Source organism: Stieleria tagensis (assembly GCF_024129865.1).
Lineage (GTDB): Bacteria > Planctomycetota > Planctomycetia > Pirellulales > Pirellulaceae > Stieleria > Stieleria tagensis.
In genome coordinates, this window is the sequence record NZ_JAMYFE010000049.1 from 114068 (window position 1) to 131506 (window position 17439).

A 17439-nucleotide genomic window follows, 5' to 3' on the forward strand; every position below is an offset into this window, starting at 1 on the left:
GGAGACTCACCTTTGAGAAAACCGGAACTCATTGTTTTTGACCTCGACTTCACTCTCTGGGATTGCGATGGCACTTGGTGCGATTGCCTTTCGCCGCCTTTTCGCCGACAGAACGAACGAGTCCTTGATCGGGCAAGTCGCCAAGTGCGATTGTACGATGACGTTACCAGTATCCTGGACCATTGCGACAATCATTCGATTCCGATGGCGATCGCATCGCGAACGGAGCAGCCAGCATGGGCGCGTGAGCTGGTGGGATTGCTGGCGATCAATCACCGATTCGCGTTTGCTGAGATCTATCCGTCATCAAAGCTGAAGCACTTCGCATCCTTGAGTGCGGCAAGTGGTCTCAATCACGAAGGTATGATCTTCTTCGACGACGAGATGCGAAACATCAACGAGGTCTCAACACTCGGTGTCACCAGTATTCACGTGCCCAATGGCATGACAGCCGATTTGTTTCACACCACTCTGCGAGCATTCGAGAATAGTGGCCATGCGAGCCGGCATCAAGATTGACGCGGAGACCTTGGGCGAAGGGGATCTCGCTGCAAAAGGCGATCGCGTAACCATTCGCCTGCAAGTTTTTCTTAACCGTGGCGAGCTAGTTCAGAATCTTAGCGCGTACTCGTTTGTGCTTGGCAAGCGGGAAGTGATCGCCGGGTTGGAATACGGGATCGAAGGTATGCGCGTCGGCGGACACCGAAAGTTTCATGCTGGCCCTCATCTCTGCTACCGCGATGAGGGAGTTGCGGATTCGATACCGTTAGCAGCAGTACTTCATTTCGACGTCGTCTTGCTGGCGATCGAACACTGAATGGAATCGCGATTCCATTCAATCCGCAAATACTTCTTACAAAATGCAGCCGATTCCCGATTTTCCGGGAATTGGTGGCAGGCGTTTGCATAAGTAACCCTGAGAGGAGCACTTGTTTCCAACACTCTCAGATGTTTGATGCCAGAAAACCTCAACAATGAAATCCGTGAGAACGCTGCGGGGCCTGCGAAGGCTTCGGGTGATGCGGGTTCGGTTGAGCAGCACAAGCTGACGGAGCAGATCGCTGCGGATAAGCATCTCGCTGGCAAGGACGCGGTTCGTAAGCCGAATCGTGGGTTGCGTTTTAACAAGATCGTGCCGCCTTCGGCTGGTTGATTCTTCTTTCGTTTTGCGATGAGCACAGGGCTGCCGGGGACGGCAAAAGGAAACCAACACGGATGTTGAAGATGTTGTCAGGGATTATCGAGCAAGCATGGCGTGGCGGAGCTTCCCGCTCTTCATCCACGCCTGGACGCTCACCCCGGCAGCCCTTCTTTTCGCGGCTTCGTGCGAAGTACGACGCGGCGAATACGACGCTCGACAACATGAAACATTGGTCGCGAGCCGATGGTTTGTCGTCTGCCGCAGCGAATAGTCCCGATGTGCGGCGCACGCTTCGCAATCGGTCGCGATACGAGGTCGCGAATAACAGTTACGCTCGCGGGATCACGTTGACGCTGGCGAATGACGTTGTTGGTACTGGGCCGCGTTTGCAAATGCTGACGCCAGACGATGCGGCGAATCGTTTCGTCGAAGCGGAGTTTTTCGCTTGGTCAGAAGCCGTTGGGCTTGCTGAAAAATTGCGGACGATGCGGCTCGCCCGCGTTTCGGACGGCGAATCGTTTGGTTTGCTGACCAGCAACGAGCGAGTCGACTCAACCGTGAAGCTCGACGTGCGGTTGATCGAAGCCGACCAAGTGGCCTCACCGACGCTGGTTGCGGATCGCTCTCGTTACATCGACGGCATTCAGTTTGATGCCGACGGAAACCCGCTCACCTATGACGTTCTGCGTGAACATCCTGGCGACGTGGCGTTCACGATTGACGAGCAGTTTGACACGGTGCCGGCCGCCGCTGTGCTGCACTACTTCCGTTGCGATCGGCCGGGACAGATTCGTGGCATCCCCGACATCACGCCGGCGCTGCCTCTATTCGCACAACTTCGTCGGTTTACACTCGCGGTACTTGCGGCTGCCGAAACTGCGGCCGACTTTGCCGGCATTCTCTACACCGACGCGCCGGCCAATGGCGAAGCCGACGCAGCAGAGCCATTCGAGCCAATCGAACTTGAGAAGCGAATGCTGCTCACGATGCCCGGTGGCTGGAAGATGGCTCAAATGAGGAGCGAGCAACCGTCGACCACGTACGCCGAGTTCAAGAAAGAAATCCTCAACGAGATCGCTCGTTGTCTGAACATGCCGTTTAATGTCGCTGCCGGAAATTCCTCGGGCTACAACTACGCGAGTGGACGTCTCGATCATCAAACCTACTTCAAGTCGATCCGTGTTGAGCAAACGCAACTTGCTCGCGTCGTTCTGGATCGCGTTTTGATTGCTTGGCTCCGCGAAGCCATTCTCATCGAGGGCTATCTGCCCAACTCGCTTCGCACGCTCGACAGCACGTTCGAGCATCAATGGTTCTGGGATGGTCACGAGCATGTGGATCCCGCCAAAGAAGCCAATGCCCAAAAGATCCGTCTCTCGAATCATACGACGACTCTGGCCATCGAATTTGCGCGGCAGGGGCGTGATTGGGAGACGGAACTCAAACAGCGTGCCAAAGAAGTGTCGCTGATGCGTGAGCTTGGTCTGTCGGCCAGCGATGCAACTGAAACCCAACCCTCAACCAAGGTCACGGAAGACAATGCCGAAGACACAGCACGCGCCGCTTGAAGCCGACGCCGAATCCGTTCCCAGTTCGTTGCGAATCGTTTGTGATGATGCGGCGACGATTACGCTCGCCGCGGCCGAAACGCCGGAAGAAGGCAAGCCGTCGCTTCGCAAGTTCTCGATGACCGCATATACCGGCGGCGCGATGCGGCTTGGCGGTTGGCCTTATCCCGTCGTCGTTGACTTGGCTGGCATGCGAGTGACTCGCAAGTCGCGACCGATTCTGAAAGACCACGATCGGGGAAGCATTGTCGGACACACCGACGACATCGCGATCACCGACAAGTCGCTCGAAGTCGCTGGCGTGATTTCGGGCGTGGGTGCGACGGCTCAGGAAGTGATCGCGACCAGTGAGAACGGTTTTCCATGGCAAGCATCGCTAGGGGCGAGTGCCGACAAGGTTGTCTTCATCCCAGAAGGCAAAACGGCGAACGCCAACAATCGCGAGTTCAAAGGGCCGGTCTATGTGGCTCGTAAGTCAACGCTGGGCGAGGTTTCGTTCGTCGCCCTGGGTGCCGACGACGACACCGAGGCTCGCGTCGCCGCCGGAAACTTCGCCAACGTTGATGATCCCAGCGACACGGATGAAGACACCGACGACCTCGAACCCGTCAACGCAAGTTTGAACATGAGCACCAAGCCGAAGACCGAAACCAAAACAGCGACCACTTCACCGGTCAACGACATGCGTGCCGAGGCCGCTGCGGAATCTCGTCGCATCGCCGGCATTCGCAAGGTCTGCGCGGGCAATCACGCTGACATTGAAGCCGACGCAATTGAGCATGGCTGGTCCACCACCAAAACAGAACTCGCCGTGCTGAGAAGCGAACGCCCCAAGGCTCCTGAACAGACGCAAAACTCACCGCGATATAGTCGCGAGGTCCTCGAGGCTGCCGCCTGTCTGTCGGTCGGCATCGAAGAAAAAACGCTGCTGGCCAGCTATGGCGAAAAGACGCTCGACGCCGCCAACCCGCTACGTCACATCGGCTTGCGTGAACTCGTCGCCGAGTGTGCTCGGATGGAAGGCATCGAAGTGCCTCGCGTCTTTGGCGATGGTACGGCAACCATTCGAGCGGGTTTCAGTTCCATGAGCCTCCCCAGCATCATGGAAAACGTCATGAACAAGACGTTGCTGGCGGCCTATCAAAACACACCGATCGCCGCCTTCGATCTTTGCAGCGTCGGAACCGTGACCGATTTCAAGGAAGTGGCTCGATACCGTTTGCTTGGCACTGGCGGCTTTGAGCAGGTTGCTCCCGACGGTGAATTGAAACATGGCAAGCTGTCGGAACAAAAGTACTCAAATAAGGCCGACACCTACGGTCAGATCTTGACGCTGACTCGGCACGACATCATCAACGATGACCTGTCAGCGTTCATGGATATTCCTCGTCAAATGGGACGCAGTGGTGCCGAGTCCATCGACGACTTGTTCTTCACACTGCTGCTCAAGAACGCCGGCTTCTTCTCGTCCGCCAACGCCAACTTGCTACAGGGAGCGGACACCAAGTTCGGCCCGGATGCACTGACCGTTGCGAAGACAACCTTCCGCAAGCAGAAAGCCGGTCCTGGCGGCAAGCCCAAGGACCAAAAGCCGATCAACATCCGTCCTGAGTACTTGGTCGTTCCGGTGGAGTTGGAAACCGAAGCGGAACTGTTGATGGGTTCGTCGCAGTTAATGATTGACGCGCAAGGATCGCCGACGAAAATCCCTGTCGATAACCCACACCGCAACAAGTATCGGATCATCAGCACGCCGCATCTGTCGGACAGCTACTACGCCGGTGCCAGTGCTGCCGCGTGGTATCTCTTCGCCAATCCGCAGGTGCTGCCAGCGTTCGAGATCGTGTTCCTGAACGGTCGTCGGACGCCGATCATCGAGCGAGTCGAAATGCCACCGAACACGCTCGGCATGGGCTTCCGGTCTTACATCGACTTCGGTGTGAACAGCCAAGATCACCGAGCCGCCGTGAAAGTCGTCGGCGAGTGATCGCCTGCTGACGTTGACCTTCCTCTTTCATCGTAAACACAAAGACCCATGCAAGCTCAATTCATTCACGACGGAAAACAAGTCGACTTCACACCCGACGTCGATGTCCCTGTTGGATCAATCGTCATTCAAGGTGATTTGGTAGGCATCACCAAACGAGATCTGAAAGCCGATGTGCTCGGCTCGATCGCCGTGGAAGGCGTGTTCGACATGCCCAAAGACCCGGCTGACGCAGAGACCTATGCTGCTGGACAAAAGATTTACGCAACCACCGACGGGATCGTCACTGAAGTGCCCGATGGATCGGTGTTGCTCGGCAAGGTCGTTGCTGACGCCGCGCCGACCGACAACTTCGTTCGCGTTCGTCTGAGCCAGTGATGACCACCTGTGAGCAACCCCATCATCGCACCCGTCGGGGCGATCTACGTCCACGAGGGCGTGACGGTCCCGATCGTTACCGACGTTGAGATTCCCGCCGGCAATGTCGTTGTCCTTGGAAAGCTGGTCGGCATCGCGAAGTTCGGTATCTGTGCCAACTCTCGCGGCAGCATCACCGTTGCTGGCGTATTCGATGTGGTCAAAGACCCGACAACCAACATTCCGGCCGGCACCATTCTTTATTGGTCCAAGATCAGTCACCACGTCATCAAGAACGCTTACGCACACTCGATGATCGGCATCGCGGTTGAAGACGCGCCACCAAGTTCGCTGACCGTCAAAGTCAAATTGCTTCAGTAACCATCCCAACACGAGGTCCTCGCATGGAAGCGAAACCGCGCACGCTTGTCGTCGCATGCTTGCTGCTGATTTGTACGGGCTGTTTGCCGGAGGGCGATGTCCAAGTCCGCTCGCTGCCGGCACCTCCGCCTGAACAACCGATCGCCAATCTTCCCACTCAGTTGCATCAACGAAATTGGACTGGGCGTCTCAACCAAGGTAGCTGCGTTCATGCGTCGCTGGTGAATCACCTTCGCTGGCTCAACGAGTTTGAACTCGGCGAACGCTGGCGGGCGACGTACAGCGACGGCGAATGGGACTCGCGATTGCGGAGCCGACTCGATGCCGCTGACATCGACTACAGCTACACCGTCAAAGCGGATCCTCGGTTCCTTGACTGGGCGACGGCGACGCGGCGCGGTGCGATCCTGTGGTGGAAGCCGGCGCACTGCTGCACCTTCGTCGGCTGGGTCAATCGCGACGGCCGGCAATACGCAGCCATTCTCGACAACAACTATCCCGGCCGATTTGAACTCACACCACGTGAACAGTTCGTGCGTCTTTGGGCCGGCTACGGCGGATTCGCCCTGACGGTGATGGAAGACCCCGCCAGTTCCTTGCCCTATCGAAGCTACGAGGTCATTGATGAAAGATGAAATCCGAATCCGGCTGAGCGTCGGCCTGATTGTAGTCGCAGTGCTGCATGCGGTGATGCTCGGAGCGGTGTTCACGGCATTGCACCGAACACCGGCAGCCGACACGAGCGAATCCTGGCGTTTGCCGCCGGCACAACCAACCAGCGAGGTTGGATCGCGAATCCAACAGTTGCCACAACCTTCGCGTGTCAACCTGGAAGCACAAGGCGAACTGAAACAACAGTCTGGTTACTGCCCGCCCTGTCCACCGAACACGATTCCCACTGCGGAGCCGTATCGAATTGTGCAGCCCTACCGTGTCGTACCAACAGCTCCAACGGTTCCAGCACCGATCATTGTCACCCCCGCGTCGAGCAGCACGCGACCCGCGACGCCGCCCGAACAAGCGAAGAATCGCTATCAAATCGCCTTGTTCGTTGCCAGTGACGCCAAAAGCCAGCGTCTGCTTGACTGGTTCAACACGGACCCAAACCTGGTGAAGTTGAAGTCGAAGTGTGCATTTCAGGTCTACACTGAAACCAATGCACTGTATCGAACGCGATATGCGGACATTGTCCCTGCAAATCAATTCCCTGTGGTGCTTTTCCAGGACTCGACCGGCGGGCATGTTCATGCGGCCGGTCACACAATGTTGCCGTCAACCGCTCGGGAACTCTTCGACGATCTGCGTCACGGATACGAACTCTATCAACAAACGCGGCAGGCCCAACGAACGGGCGCGCTAAAGACGCGAGGCTATTCCTGGGACGCTGCGATCTCACCAACGATGCAGCTCTCGTCTGAAGACTGCCCCGATGGTTACTGCCCTATCGAACCCGTCGACAACACTTGGCGGCCGTTCGATCGGGATCGTGACGGCGACCGCGATCGACTATTCGACCGAGACTCCAGTGGTCGCAACGCATTGATTTGGGCGGGAGCCGGCGAACTGGCCACGCTCGCATTGATCTTTGTGGCGGTTCTGTTGCTCGGATTCATTCTCATCAAACGAGGCCTGTAAAACTCATGATTCTTGGAATTGCAACCGTCGTCGTCCTGGTCTTGGTCGCACTTGCGATTTTGCCGGCAAAGAAGCGAGATCGCGACGCATCGACCCCGAACTTCGTTCAGTCCTTCACACGACCAGCGAACTTTCGCCAACAGCAACTCAGCGAAGAAGCGGAAGCGATCGCTGACGAATATCAACGTCGAGCTGATGAAGCCTGGCGTGAAGAGCTTGGCGAAAAGGCAACCGTCCTGTTTCAGACCAAAACGACGACTGCAACGAAGACCCGTAAATCGTGAGCGACATGCTGCATCGCGGGCAGTCTTGGTTGGCGGAGAAGCTGACCAAGCACGCCTCACGAAACGTGGTGTATCAGCGTGATGATGTCTCCGTCGAGTTATCTGCCACGATTGGCAAATCGGAATACGAACAGGACGACGGTGACGGCGTCATCACGCGTGCTCAAGTCCGCGATTTTCTGATCAATACGAAGGACTTGCTGCAATCCGCCATAGGCACCTGGCCCCGGCGCGGCGATCGCATCCTCGAAACCGATGGCGACACAACCTTCGTGTACGAATTGATGTCGATCGGAAACGAACCACCGTGGCGATACAGCGATCCCTTCCGCGTCAAGCTCCGCATCCACACCAAACTGGTTGACACGATCACATGACAGCAACACCTGCAACCGTTATTCAAATTGCCGAAAGCGTCGTCGCGGAAATCAACGCGGGCGAATTCAGCAAAACAAACCTCTCGGCTCAGCGACTCTACGTTCCCAACTTCGATCTCGAAGACATGAAGGAACTGCGAGTCACTGTGGTGCCTCGCGAGGTTGAATACCTGCCGCTTGATCGGGCGTCCAATAAGTACCACGCCACGATTGACGTCGCCGTCCAGAAGAAGTTCAGCAAGGGCGATGCCAAAGAGATCGACCCGCTGGTGTTCTTTGTCGAAGAATTGGCCGATTACTTCCGGCTCAAACGACTCAATTCGTTCGTGGCAGCCCGCTGTGTCAAGGTCGAGAACTCCGTCCTGTACTCCTCCGAGCACTGGACCCAGTTCAATCAATTCACGAGCCTGCTGACGTTGACGTTTGAGTTGGCGAAATGATGCACATCAGGGCTCGCGTGCGATTCACACCGGGCCAACTGAAAAAGAAGGTCAACCAAGCGACTTTCAAAAGCATGAATCATGCGGCCGGCACCATCCGGATGACCGCGAAACGATCCATTCGCAAACGCAAAAAACCATCCAACCCAGGATCACCACCAAGTTCGCCGACTGGAATGCTGCGTCGCGTGCTTCGCTACGAAGTCAACCGCGATCGTGGCGAAGCAGTCATTGGCCCCGTCAACGAGATCGCTGGCCGGCTATGGAATCTGCATGAGTTCGGTGGCGTTGTTACCAAACGACGCAAGCTGAAACGACACCGGTTCCGTGTCGGCGAGTTTGGGCCGATCCGTGCGAAACAGCCCGGCAAATTCGCCCGCATCAAACTACTCACGATCGCCCAAGCCAGCCGATCCACACGATTGATCGAAGAAGAGAACGAACGCCGCGGAGCCAGCAAACCACGCCGCTATCCCGCACGTCCATTCATGAAACCCGCCCTCATTGCCAACCAAGCACGCCTGCCGAAGTTTTGGCGTGACTCGGTCAAATAGTCTCTCGACCACGGATGGAATCGAAACATGTCAGCAGAAGTAAAACTCGGTCTCGATGCCGTCCTGACGATCGACGGTGCCGAGATCAAGAACGTCAAGGATTTGACGGTCAATCTCGAGAAGGCCGAAGCCGACGCATCGACTCGTGACAACAACGGCTGGCGAGCCACAGTCGGCACTCTAAAAGACGCGTCGATCGAATTCACGGTGCTCAACAAAAACGGCGACACCGCGTTCGGGATGCTGCAAGGACTGTGGAGTAGCGGAACGCCGACTGACGTTGGCATTTCGGATGCTGGTGGTTCGCTGACACTGACCTGTGAAGTCATGAACTTCAATGTCAATCAAAACCTCGAAGAAGTGGTGTCGGCCGACGTCACCTTGAAGCCAACCCAATCTTCGTCTGGCAGCGGCATGAACGTTGGTGGCGGAACGCCCTAAGTAATCCTCGGAACGGAACTCCATGCAGAAATTCATTGATCGTCGTGGTCGTGTCTGGATCGTTGACATCGACAATACGACGCTTCGCCGCGTGAAGGCACTCACCGACGTGCGATTGCTGGACGCGATCGACGGCGACCTCGTCACTCGGTTGTCGAGCGACCCACTTCTACTCGGCGACGTGTTGTTTGCGATCTGCAAACCGCAAGCCGATCAACAAGACGTTGACGACGAAGCGTTCGCCGAGGGATTGGCCGGTGACTCGATCGACGAAGCGTGCAAGGCATTGGTGGATGCGTTGGTCGCGTATTTCCCGGAGTCCCGACGCCGTCTTCTGCGGAAGGCGGCCGACAAGCAGAAGATGATCGAGACGCGGGGATTGGCAGCGATCGAGAAACGGCTGGACGATCCGAATCTGGTGGACCGGATTGTGGAGGACCTGGAACGCAAGCTCGAGGTGCCGACATCGAGCGACTCATCATCCGACTCGCCGGCATCATCGGAGTCGACCCAGGACCACTGACGCTTCGGCAACTCGTCCAGATGGCCGAGGCGAAACGCCAGCACGATTGGCATATCGCATCGAGCGTGATGGCATTGACCGCCGAGATCAATCGCGATCGAAAACGTCGGCGAAAACCGTTCAAGCCGGATGATTTCAATCCCTACACGGTCACTCGACCGGTTCCGGTGAAAGCCACTGTTGAACAAGTCGCCCATTTGCTCGGCGCAGTCTTCCAACCCCGTGAGAACGAGTCTCCATGTCCCAAGTCCGAGCCGGATCCGCCTACGTCGAATTGCTGACCAGGGATTCAGCATTCATCAAAGGTCTGCGGTCGGCTCAGAAGCGATTGAAATCATTCGGTGCATCCACGCGGTTGCTCGGCACCAAACTGATGGGACTCGGTGCGGCCACTGCCACACCACTGGCCGGTAGCGTCGCCATCTTCTCCAACTTTGACGATGCCATGCGTGGCGTTGCTGCGATCACACAAGCGACTGAATCGCAGCTTGAGTCGCTTCGCAATACGGCAAAGAAGCTCGGAGCAACCACCAGTTACTCTGCCAGCGAAGTCGCATTGTTGATGACCGAACTCGGTCGCGCCGGTTTCAAACCGGAGCAGATCGAGAAGATGACAGCCGCCGTGATGAACATGGCACGTGCAACTGGCACCGACGCAACTCAAGCCTCCGGCATCATGGCAGCAACGATTCGTCAGTTCGGAATGGAAGCCGGCGAAGCAACGCGGGTTGCCGATGGCCTGACCGCCGCGGCGAACAAGTCGTTCAACACGGTGGAGTCTCTCGGCGAAGCCTTGTCCTATGCCGGTCCCGTCGCCGCCGATGCGAACATGAGTCTCGAAGAGACACTCGCGATCCTCGGTACGCTTGGCAATATGGGCATTCAGGGTTCGTCAGCCGGTAATGCGATGCGTCGTTTGCTGACGATCAGTGCCGCCGAATCGGAGAAATTCAAAACCACATTTGGCGTCACGACCAAGGACGCGAAAGGCAACGCCCGATCACTCGTCGACATTCTCGGCGAAGTCGCTGCGGCGACTGAGAAGATGGGAACGGCCGAGAAAGCGGAAAAGCTGAACGAGGTGTTCGGGCTGCTGGGCATCACCGCTGCCAGTTCGATTGGAAAGAGCGTGGCCGATACCCGCGAGTTGTATTCCGCACTGCAAAAGGCTGGCGGGATCGCAGGCAAGACTGCTGAGGAAATGGAAGGCGGACTTGGCGGAGCGTTCCGAATCCTGAAGTCCTCCATCGAAGGCGTGGCGATTGCGATCGGTGAATCACTCGAAGGCAGCGTCACCACGATGGTGCAAGCCTTCAGCCGCGCCGCGTCAGGGGTGATCGAGTGGATCAACAAGAATCAGAAGATCGTCAAGATTGCCGCTGCGAGTGCCATCGCCATCTTCACGATTGGAGCGGCATTGTTCGCTCTTGGTTCGTTCGCTGCCGTTGCGTCGTTCGCGGTGGGAGGACTCGCGACCATTTTCTCATTCATCGGTGGTGCCATCGGCGTGATCGTCTCGGCGGTTGGGATGCTGTTTACCCCGCTTGGCCTTGTTGTTGCAGCGGTTGCAGCACTCGGTGGCTACTTCCTCTACTCCACCGGCATCGCTGGCCAGGCGGTCCAGTATCTCAAAGGTCTGTTCGAAACACTCAAAGCCGACACCCTCGCCGCCTTTGGTGCGATTGCCAACGCTCTGGCTGCTGGTGACATCACTGCGGCGACCGATGTGTTGTGGACTTACTTGAAACTGCAGTGGGTCAAAGGCACGACCTATATCAAAGGCGTCTGGGCCGATTTCACTCAATATATCTCTGACGTGTGGGCCGATTCCGCCTACGCGATCGGGGATGTTCTGATTGGTGCCTTATCCGGGCTCGCTGGCGTCTGGAACAGCACGCTCGGTTTTATGGCCGATGGCTGGACGATTCTTACGTCCGCCGTGCAAAAGGGCTGGAACAACACCATCGGGTTCCTCAAGAAGGGATTCCTCAAACTTCACGAACTCGTTGACATCGCGGGTGACGTATCGGTGCAGATTGGCGGAGTGCTCATCAACGCACTGGCCGGCGTCGAAAACGCATGGGTCGAAACCGTCGATTACCTTGCCGACACTTGGACCGTGTTCGTCGGTCAAGTGAAGTCGATGTGGAATTCGACCGTCGGATTCTTGAAGAAAGCCTGGATCAAACTCAAAGGCCTGTTCGACGACGACATCAATGTCGACGTCGAAATGGCAAAGATCGACGCTGACACTCGAGCGGCCGATACTGCCGAGGAACAACAACGCCAGCAAGCGATCATCGAACGTCAGCGTCGCCGATCGAAACGCAAGGAGCAGATCGAAGCCAACCGAGTGGAAATGCAGAAAGGCATCGCCGCACAACTCGAAGCCCGCCGCAAAGCTCGTGAAGGCACAGACATCGACGCCGACATGCGGGCGATCGACAACGAGACCGATGCGAAGAATGCAGTTGTTGACCAATCCAAGGAACAGCAGTTCCGCGAAAACGATGCGGCGCAGAACAATCGTCAGGAAATCATCGACGACACAACCGTCGGAGTGCAACGCACCCTCGATCAGATGCGAGCGGAAGCTAAAGCGGCACGCGAAGTAGGTCGGCCAACCGCAGAGGATCGCAACAAGGAACGCGACGGGCAAATCGCAACCGCGCAGGCCGAGTTCGATGCTGCGGTGGAACGAGCCAACAACGCGACGGCCCCTTCCGATGCTGAGCCGAAACCCGACGAGGCCGCTCCGCCGGAACAACCAGTCGCTCCGCCCAAGATGCCCGAGCCTGGCGCAGTCGACATTCCCAAGGTCGATCTCCCCGGCATCGACGACCCCGAGTTGCGACCGCCCAATGCGAAAGACCTCCGTCTCGACCTGGATCCAAACGCTCGGGCGGCATTGGATCAGTTCGCGGACGGTCCGGAAACCGATCGAACCGAAGTCGCCGGGAATTTCGATGCGAGGGGTTTGGGGCTCGGCAGTGGAGCTTCGACGATTCCGCAACAGGCTCCTGAGCCACTCAAGAAGCTCGAGCCGATTGCCGCTGAGGACGATCCCGTCGAGGTCATCTTCGCGCCGCAGTTGAGGTTGGAACCTGAAAAAGTCGACGATCCGAACGTAAACGGTGAGCAAGACAACGAGGTCGTCGCCGAGAACCCAGACGACGTCCCGTTGGATCTGCCAGAGCTTTCGGGGCAGCCCAATCCGATCGAGATGGACTATCCGCCGACGCTCGACATTACCGCGATCACCGAAGCGTTCGCATCCGTTGGTCGATCCCTCGCGGCGTTTGATTCCGCGATCTCCAGCAGCGCGTCGCAGTTGCAACTGCCCGCGACTTCCGGCGGGGAATTCAGCGAGGACATGAAGCGTGCGATCATCCAGACTGCAGAGAACACTCGACGCCTTGTTGAGCGTTCGCAGTCGGGAGGGTTGGTGTTTAGCTGATGTCAATCTCCACCGGTGGATACAACTTTGAGGTCGCGGCACTCTCCGAAAAGGCGTCGCGAGGGAAATCGCACTCCGATTTCACTTCCTACGTTGCGACGAACGGCGGAGCCGTCGATCCGGCAGCTGCTGCGAGTGCTTTGTATCAATATTACAAAGCGAATCACAAGGACCTGATTCCGTATCTGCAAATCGACTCGGAGTTCATCAACCAGAAGCACGCTTTGGTCAGCGTCACAATCAACAAGACCAAACTCGATCCGGTTTCGTTCAGTACAACCGGAGCGACAACTCATCTGAATCAATCACTGCAGACTCGCGGCATCTATGCCGCGCCGGGGATCGCGGCCCCTATCTATCACGGAGCGATTGGCGTCAGCGATTCCGGCGTTTCCGGAGTCGATATTACGGTTCCAGCGTTTGAGTTCTCCGTCCGCAAGAAGTTTGAGTTCGTCTCGACGGCATATCTGCTTGCGATGGTCTCGATGACTGGGCGAGTGAACTCGGGTGCGTGGTCAATTTTCTCTCCTGGCGAAGCGTTGTTTCTCGGTGGAGAAGGCGGCGAGGATGAGCAGAATTGGGTTGATGTGACTTACCACTTCGCTGCGCGACCGAATGAGTTCGCGATGACGGTTGGAAACATCTCCGGGATCAGCAAGCAGGGTTGGGACTACTTGTGGGTTAAACACGGCGAGAAAGTGGTCGGCGATCGTGTGCTGCAAGTTCCTGAGGCAGCTTACGTCGAACAGGTCTATCACGGAGGAAACTTCAACGTGTTGGGGATCAGCTAGTGACCCGACGCGTTAAACCAGGCGATCAGTTTGCGATCACCGCCGCTGAATACAACCGATTGCTTGTCGCTGCCGAAGCCTCGCATCGAAATCGACTGCCGGGCGGAGGTGGCCCTCGCACGCATCTGCGAAACGCCGCAACCGTTCGCGTTCACAACCTATCGGCAACCACGGTCCCGATTGGCGGAATCGTTGGCTTTGAGTCGCCGCTGACCGATCCGACCGTTGGCCCGTTGGAACTGGCCCGCTTCGTTCGCGACGCAACGATCGAGTGCGTGCGCCCGACGGAAGACGAACACACAGGTCGCGTTGGGGTCGCCATCGAACCGATCGCGGAAGACAAGGTCGGCCGCGTGGTGTTCGATGGCGTCGTGGCTGCGCGAGTCAACGTCGTAAAGACTTGGCACAAATTTGCCGACGTCGGCGAATCGGTCGGTGACACGTTGCAGTCGAAGCCGGACGGATCGGCACAGATTCTGTGGCGACGCGACCTCAACCAACTCGGTGACCAATGGGCCGTCGTTCGAGTCGGTCGGCCCGCTGATCCGGTTTATCTCGTCGAGGTTCCAGCAGGTGGCATCGCTGGTCGCCGAGGAATGCGGACGGGCAGTGCAGATTGCGACCTGTATCAACTCGACAAAGCTGGCGAGATCGAAGCGGTAGCCGATCCAGATGGTGACACAGTACGAATCACCGCTCGGAATCACTCGGCGCAGCGTATTCGAGGACCGATCGCGGATTCGCCGAAACAATACTTGGAAGTGCAGTTCGACGGTCAGCGATCCTGGGTGATCGACCCTCCCAAGCAAACACTTCTATGCAAGCCAACGAAACGCATCAAAGCAAAGTCATGGGGAACGGCTCGCGAGCTTCGGTTTGATGGTGGATGGAAACCGATTGGCCCTGCCGTCTCGGTTTACAACGTTTGCGATTACGCATTGCTGGCCAGCCAACAGATTGTCTGTCACTTCCACGAAGACACGTCGGCGTATTTGACGATAGGTTGCCGATGCTGTGATGGCAGCAGTAGTTCGAGCAGTTCATCAAGCTCCAGCAGTTCGTCGAGTTCAGGTTCCAGTAGCAGTTCTAGCAGCGATTCATCATCCAGTAGTTCTTCGTCGTCGCCCTCGTCATCTTCATCCTCGTCATCGGGAAGTTCGTCTAGTAGCAGTGGCTCGTCGAGTAGTTCGAGCATGAGCGGTTCGAGCTCATCGAGTATGTCGTCGAGTTCCAGCAGCTCCCTGTCGTCATCCAGCAGCAGTTCGTCTGGTCCTAGCTCGTCGAGTAGCGGATCGTCGTCATCTTCGTCCGGCAGCCCTTCGTCCTCATCAAGCAGCGGTTCGTCATCGAGCAGCCCGTCATCAAGTAGCAGTTCCGGCAGTTCGTCATCGTCATTGAAGTCGTCTTCGAGTAGCGATTCGTCCTCAGAATCCTCGTCATCCGACAGCAGCGATTCCTCCCTCAGTTCATCCACGTCTAGCAGCAGCGATTCAAGCCGCAGTTCCAATTCTTCATCGAGCAGCGACAGCAGTAGTCAATCGAGCGACTCGTCGGACAGCAGCGATTCGAGCACATCGACGAGTCTGCCGAGCGTAAGCAGTTCATCCAGTTCCGACGGTTCCTCGTCGGCATCGAGCGGTTCGTCAGACAGTTCGTCGAATTCTCAATCAAGCGATTCATCCAACAGCGATTCGAGTGGCTCGAGCGATTCGACCAGTCTGCCCAGTGTCAGTGGTTCATCAAGCTCCGATGGATCGTCGTCCGCATCGAGTGATTCGTCCGATAGTTCGTCCGATTCCAAGTCCAGCGATTCATCGGCAAGCGAATCGAGTGATTCCAGTACGTCAATCAGCCTGCCAAGCGTGTCCGCGTCCAGTTCATCGGCGAGTGATTCGTCGACGAGCAACTCGCAATCAAGCGATTCCGGTTCGTCGAGCGATTCATCTACCTCGCAATCAAGCGAATCAGCCAGCACGCCATCCATAAGCAGTTCGCAATCGTCTACATCCGCAAGTGAGTCATCAACCAGCGAATCATCGACTTCAGAATCGAGCCAGTCCGAATCGAGCACATCCGAAAGTGAATCACGAAGCGAGTCAGGCTCGGAGAGCGTGCCTTCGTTTAGTTGGAATTCGTCAACGAGTAGCGAAAGCGATTCCGTATCAAGTGATTCCGCATCGGAATCCCAGTCGCAATCCGACTCGACGTCGCCATCAGCCAGCGAGTCGGGCAGCGATTCTCAAAGCGAATCCAGCATCGACCGCAGTTCGGACTCACAAAGTTACTCAGCGAGTGCTTCGGCATCGTACTCGGACAGTGCCTCCGCCAGTGGGAGCCAAAGTGGTTCTGCATCAGACAGCGGATCCAATTCAGGCAGTGACTCAGGATCAGGCAGCGTAAGTGCATCCGAATCAGATAGCGAAAGCGGATCGGCCTCTGATTCACGATCAACGAGCACATCGGATTCTGGCAGTGATTCGCGGAGCGATGACTCCACAAGCGTGCTTACGTCATCAAGTGACTCTGGTTCCGATTCAGCATCGCGGTCGACGAGCGACTCGGGATCGGAAGGCTCGAACAGCGATCGGCCAAGTGAAAGCGACGACCCGAGTGTCGGCGATTCATCTGGAAGCGACAGCAATCAACCATCCGAAAGCAACGACTCGACATCCGACTCAGACCCGCCCAGCGATGGTTCCGACCGACCCAGCGAAAGCGCATCCGATAGCAGCGACGGCTCCGATCGGCCGAGCGAAAGCGATTCCACGGAGGAACCTTCCGAAGACAGCAGTGGATCGAGTGAGCCTTGCAATAGCACCTGGATTTGGTCGTGCGGTTGGGAACTGGTGAGCAGCGATTGTGAAGACCCTGGCGACCCACCCAGTTCGTCCGGTTCATTCGATGGAGCGGTAGCGGGGATGACAGCATGATGCATTGCCCACATTTAACGCCTGACAATCAATGCGAAGTGGCCTGCCAACTTGCCGGCTGTCGGGTGCAAACCACGCCGACCGCCTGCAACGCGTGCCAGACCAACGACAACCCGTGCGCGATCAACGTCGTCACGATTGGCATGGCATTGGTCAACAAGAAGCGACGCAAACAAGACATCACCGAGTTGGAAGCATTGCTTCGCAACTACATGCCGGACGAAGAACCGATGCCGGCGACGCTGAAGATGAGCAGCTACCGGCCCGGCCCCGGCAACGAACTCAAAAAGATGATCGCTTGGTTTGCGAAGCCGAGCGAAACGTGCAACTGCGAAACCCGCGTCGACACGATGAACGACTGGGGTGCCGAAGGTTGCCGCCGAAACATTGACACGATCGTCGATTGGTTACTCGAAGAAGCCCAAGCAAGAGGACTCCCGCATGGAAGGTTTACCGCAACAGTCGCCCGCAGTCTCGTCAGCACTGCCATCCGCAAGTACGAGCGGAAATTCCCCGAAGGGGCACCCGAACCAGACCAAGACGATCCGGAGGACGAATTCGATCGTTGAACGC

The 17439-nt window shown here is 57.0% G+C and carries 22 protein-coding genes; 18 read left to right on the top strand and 4 right to left on the bottom strand.

Annotation, left to right across the window (positions count from 1 at the left end):
* Window positions 1-12: 12 nt before the first annotated feature.
* The 17 genes from NHH03_RS12470 to NHH03_RS12550 all read left to right on the top strand — a co-directional run bounded on the left by NHH03_RS12470 (window position 13) and on the right by NHH03_RS12550 (window position 13936).
* Window positions 13-519, top strand: a complete 507-nt coding sequence (locus NHH03_RS12470; protein ID WP_253156537.1) for a magnesium-dependent phosphatase-1 — start codon at window positions 13-15, stop codon at window positions 517-519.
* Window positions 497-817, top strand: coding sequence for an FKBP-type peptidyl-prolyl cis-trans isomerase (locus tag NHH03_RS12475; protein WP_253156539.1), 321 nt, complete (start codon window positions 497-499; stop codon window positions 815-817). The genes NHH03_RS12470 and NHH03_RS12475 overlap by 23 nt, the downstream gene beginning before the upstream one ends.
* 138 nt (window positions 818-955) lie before the next feature.
* Complete coding sequence (locus tag NHH03_RS12480; protein WP_253156540.1) at window positions 956-1153, top strand: hypothetical protein; 198 nt, start codon at window positions 956-958, stop codon at window positions 1151-1153.
* A 209-nt stretch (window positions 1154-1362) separates the two neighbouring features.
* Window positions 1363-2709 carry a phage portal protein gene (locus NHH03_RS12485; protein ID WP_253156542.1) on the top strand — a complete coding sequence of 449 codons (1347 nt, stop codon included), beginning with the start codon at window positions 1363-1365 and terminating at the stop codon, window positions 2707-2709.
* Window positions 2681-4696, top strand: a complete 2016-nt coding sequence (locus NHH03_RS12490; RefSeq protein ID WP_253156544.1) for a Mu-like prophage major head subunit gpT family protein — start codon at window positions 2681-2683, stop codon at window positions 4694-4696. The genes NHH03_RS12485 and NHH03_RS12490 overlap by 29 nt, the downstream gene beginning before the upstream one ends.
* Window positions 4697-4744: 48 nt before the next feature.
* Entirely contained in the window at window positions 4745-5074 is a 330-nt protein-coding gene (locus NHH03_RS12495; protein WP_253156546.1) for a DUF2190 family protein, read from the top strand.
* A 9-nt stretch (window positions 5075-5083) separates the two neighbouring features.
* Window positions 5084-5434: a DUF2190 family protein gene (locus tag NHH03_RS12500; RefSeq protein WP_253156548.1), complete on the top strand. Its 351-nt coding sequence runs from the start codon at window positions 5084-5086 to the stop codon at window positions 5432-5434.
* Between the two features lie 23 nt (window positions 5435-5457).
* Complete coding sequence (locus NHH03_RS12505; RefSeq protein WP_253156550.1) at window positions 5458-6069, top strand: hypothetical protein; 612 nt, start codon at window positions 5458-5460, stop codon at window positions 6067-6069.
* On the top strand, window positions 6059-7069 hold the full coding sequence (locus NHH03_RS12510; protein ID WP_253156552.1) for a hypothetical protein: 1011 nt from the start codon (window positions 6059-6061) through the stop codon (window positions 7067-7069). The genes NHH03_RS12505 and NHH03_RS12510 overlap by 11 nt, the downstream gene beginning before the upstream one ends.
* Window positions 7070-7074: 5 nt before the next feature.
* Window positions 7075-7353 (top strand): hypothetical protein, encoded by a 279-nt coding sequence (locus NHH03_RS12515; RefSeq protein ID WP_230273890.1) that lies wholly within the window; start codon window positions 7075-7077, stop codon window positions 7351-7353.
* A gap of 5 nt (window positions 7354-7358) precedes the next feature.
* Entirely contained in the window at window positions 7359-7730 is a 372-nt protein-coding gene (locus NHH03_RS12520) for a hypothetical protein (RefSeq protein ID WP_449339229.1), read from the top strand.
* Window positions 7727-8170, top strand: a complete 444-nt coding sequence (locus NHH03_RS12525) for a hypothetical protein (protein WP_145171153.1) — start codon at window positions 7727-7729, stop codon at window positions 8168-8170. The genes NHH03_RS12520 and NHH03_RS12525 overlap by 4 nt, the downstream gene beginning before the upstream one ends.
* Complete coding sequence (locus NHH03_RS12530; RefSeq protein WP_253156554.1) at window positions 8167-8724, top strand: hypothetical protein; 558 nt, start codon at window positions 8167-8169, stop codon at window positions 8722-8724. Before NHH03_RS12525 ends, NHH03_RS12530 begins: the two co-directional genes overlap by 4 nt.
* Before the next feature lie 27 nt (window positions 8725-8751).
* Entirely contained in the window at window positions 8752-9165 is a 414-nt protein-coding gene (locus NHH03_RS12535; RefSeq protein ID WP_146439901.1) for a hypothetical protein, read from the top strand.
* A 22-nt stretch (window positions 9166-9187) separates the two neighbouring features.
* On the top strand, window positions 9188-9688 hold the full coding sequence (locus tag NHH03_RS12540; protein ID WP_253156555.1) for a hypothetical protein: 501 nt from the start codon (window positions 9188-9190) through the stop codon (window positions 9686-9688).
* A 238-nt stretch (window positions 9689-9926) separates the two neighbouring features.
* Entirely contained in the window at window positions 9927-13145 is a 3219-nt protein-coding gene (locus tag NHH03_RS12545; protein WP_253156556.1) for a phage tail tape measure protein, read from the top strand.
* Entirely contained in the window at window positions 13145-13936 is a 792-nt protein-coding gene (locus NHH03_RS12550; protein ID WP_253156557.1) for a hypothetical protein, read from the top strand. The genes NHH03_RS12545 and NHH03_RS12550 overlap by 1 nt, the downstream gene beginning before the upstream one ends.
* Window positions 13937-14094: 158 nt before the next feature.
* Here the strand turns inward: NHH03_RS12550 and NHH03_RS12555 are convergent, their stop codons facing one another.
* From NHH03_RS12555 to NHH03_RS12570, 4 genes are all read right to left on the bottom strand, one after another.
* Entirely contained in the window at window positions 14095-14745 is a 651-nt protein-coding gene (locus NHH03_RS12555; protein ID WP_253156558.1) for a hypothetical protein, read from the bottom strand.
* Between the two features lie 155 nt (window positions 14746-14900).
* The gene (locus NHH03_RS12560) at window positions 14901-15443 is read right to left on the bottom strand and encodes a hypothetical protein (protein WP_253156559.1); all 543 of its coding nucleotides are present in this window, start codon (window positions 15441-15443) and stop codon (window positions 14901-14903) included.
* Window positions 15444-15599: 156 nt separating this feature from the next.
* The gene (locus NHH03_RS12565; RefSeq protein ID WP_253156560.1) at window positions 15600-16007 is read right to left on the bottom strand and encodes a hypothetical protein; all 408 of its coding nucleotides are present in this window, start codon (window positions 16005-16007) and stop codon (window positions 15600-15602) included.
* A 210-nt stretch (window positions 16008-16217) separates the two neighbouring features.
* Window positions 16218-16577, bottom strand: coding sequence for a hypothetical protein (locus NHH03_RS12570; RefSeq protein WP_253156561.1), 360 nt, complete (start codon window positions 16575-16577; stop codon window positions 16218-16220).
* Between the two features lie 285 nt (window positions 16578-16862).
* Here NHH03_RS12570 and NHH03_RS12575 point away from each other — a divergent pair, with 285 nt between their 5' ends.
* On the top strand, window positions 16863-17435 hold the full coding sequence (locus tag NHH03_RS12575; protein WP_253156563.1) for a hypothetical protein: 573 nt from the start codon (window positions 16863-16865) through the stop codon (window positions 17433-17435).
* The last annotated feature ends 4 nt before the right edge of the window (window positions 17436-17439 follow it).

Bases quoted from the DNA above. Each gene is read 5' to 3' on its own strand.
- NHH03_RS12540 (WP_253156555.1), top strand. From the start codon at position 9,188: ATGCAGAAATTCATTGATCGTCGTGGTCGTGTCTGGATCGTTGACATC.
- NHH03_RS12575 (WP_253156563.1), top strand. From the start codon at position 16,863: ATGATGCATTGCCCACATTTAACGCCTGACAATCAATGCGAAGTGGCC.
- NHH03_RS12505 (WP_253156550.1), top strand. From the start codon at position 5,458: ATGGAAGCGAAACCGCGCACGCTTGTCGTCGCATGCTTGCTGCTGATT.
- NHH03_RS12475 (WP_253156539.1), top strand. From the start codon at position 497: ATGCGAGCCGGCATCAAGATTGACGCGGAGACCTTGGGCGAAGGGGAT.
- NHH03_RS12530 (WP_253156554.1), top strand. From the start codon at position 8,167: ATGATGCACATCAGGGCTCGCGTGCGATTCACACCGGGCCAACTGAAA.
- NHH03_RS12535 (WP_146439901.1), top strand. From the start codon at position 8,752: ATGTCAGCAGAAGTAAAACTCGGTCTCGATGCCGTCCTGACGATCGAC.
- NHH03_RS12520 (WP_449339229.1), top strand. From the start codon at position 7,359: ATGCTGCATCGCGGGCAGTCTTGGTTGGCGGAGAAGCTGACCAAGCAC.
- NHH03_RS12515 (WP_230273890.1), top strand. From the start codon at position 7,075: ATGATTCTTGGAATTGCAACCGTCGTCGTCCTGGTCTTGGTCGCACTT.
- NHH03_RS12495 (WP_253156546.1), top strand. From the start codon at position 4,745: ATGCAAGCTCAATTCATTCACGACGGAAAACAAGTCGACTTCACACCC.
- NHH03_RS12480 (WP_253156540.1), top strand. From the start codon at position 956: ATGCCAGAAAACCTCAACAATGAAATCCGTGAGAACGCTGCGGGGCCT.
- NHH03_RS12525 (WP_145171153.1), top strand. From the start codon at position 7,727: ATGACAGCAACACCTGCAACCGTTATTCAAATTGCCGAAAGCGTCGTC.
- NHH03_RS12545 (WP_253156556.1), top strand. From the start codon at position 9,927: ATGTCCCAAGTCCGAGCCGGATCCGCCTACGTCGAATTGCTGACCAGG.
- NHH03_RS12510 (WP_253156552.1), top strand. From the start codon at position 6,059: ATGAAAGATGAAATCCGAATCCGGCTGAGCGTCGGCCTGATTGTAGTC.
- NHH03_RS12550 (WP_253156557.1), top strand. From the start codon at position 13,145: ATGTCAATCTCCACCGGTGGATACAACTTTGAGGTCGCGGCACTCTCC.
- NHH03_RS12490 (WP_253156544.1), top strand. From the start codon at position 2,681: ATGCCGAAGACACAGCACGCGCCGCTTGAAGCCGACGCCGAATCCGTT.
- NHH03_RS12485 (WP_253156542.1), top strand. From the start codon at position 1,363: ATGAAACATTGGTCGCGAGCCGATGGTTTGTCGTCTGCCGCAGCGAAT.